The organism is Aureimonas sp. SK2, from assembly GCF_029813115.1.
Taxonomy (GTDB): domain Bacteria; phylum Pseudomonadota; class Alphaproteobacteria; order Rhizobiales; family Rhizobiaceae; genus Aureimonas.
Map to the genome: position 1 here is coordinate 1 of NZ_JAPZDS010000057.1, position 1,140 is coordinate 1,140.

Consider the following 1,140-nt stretch of genomic DNA (forward strand, 5'->3'; position numbering starts at 1 on the left):
GACGGCTGAGGTTTGCCGGAGGCATGGCGTCAGCTCGGCGACGTTCTACAAATGGAAGGCCAAGTTCGGCGGTCTCGAAGTGTCTGAGGCGCGACGGCTGAAGGGGCTGGAGGACGAGAACGGCCGCCTGAAGCGGATGTTGGCGGATGCCATGTTGGACAACGCCGCGCTGAAGGATCTCCTGGGAAAAAAGTGGTGACGCCCGCCGCCAGACGGGAGTCCGTGGCGTATCTCGCCGCGACCTTCCAGATGAGTGAGCGGCGGGCGTGCCGGGTGATCGGGGTGGACCGTGCGAGCGTGCGCTACAAGGGGACGCGGCCTGACGATGGTGCGCTTCGCGCCCGGCTGAAGGAGTTGGCGAGCGAGCGACGGCGCTTCGGCTACAGGCGGCTGCATGTCCTGCTGAAGCGGGAGGGCCATGCCGTCAACCGCAAGCGCATCCAGCGGCTTTACCGCGAGGAGAAGCTGACCGTTCGCCGTCGGGGCGGGCGCAAACGGGCCATGGGAACGCGTCGGCCGATCGAGGCCCCCGTGGCCGCCAACCAACGCTGGAGCTTGGACTTCCTGTCAGATCAGCTCACGGACGGTCGCCGCTTCCGGATCCTGGCCGTGGTGGACGACTGCACCCGCGAATGTCTGGTGCTGGCCGCCGACACGTCGTTGTCGGGCCTGCGGGTTGCTCGCGAGCTCGACGCCATCGTGCGTCGTCGCGGGCGCCCGACGACGATCGTCAGCGACAACGGCACGGAGTTCACCTCCAACGCGATCCTGACCTGGGCGGATGAGACCTGCATCGGCTGGCACTACATCGCGCCCGGCAAGCCGCAGCAGAACGGCTTCATCGAGAGCTTCAACGGACGGCTGCGCGACGAGCTTCTGAACGAGACCCTGTTCCGCTCCCTGCCGCATGCTCGGGCCGTGCTGGAATCCTGGCGGCGGGACTACAACGAAGAACGACCGCACTCCAAGCTCGGCTGGATGACGCCTCGGGACTTCGCCCGCGCCATTACCGAAACCACCGGCCGAAACGTTGCGCCCATCGACGGCTTCGCGCTTCGGCCTCTTGCAACTGCCATCGACGATGGCTCAGATCACGACAGGACTCTCGCTCCCGCTGGATGAAAAACGGGGGTCACGTCA

The 1,140-nt window shown here is 66.3% G+C and carries 1 protein-coding gene; it reads left to right on the top strand.

The genetic code is table 11. The annotated features are described in order from the left end of the window. Window positions 1-1,122 (top strand): IS3 family transposase gene (locus tag O5O54_RS22180; protein ID WP_279484018.1). Its coding sequence is split into 2 segments (ribosomal slippage), with 1,123 coding nucleotides annotated over them: window positions 1-191 and window positions 191-1,122; the frame shifts between segments, so codons are not numbered across the junction. This gene is flagged as partial in the annotation. Window positions 1,123-1,140: the final 18 nt, after the last annotated feature.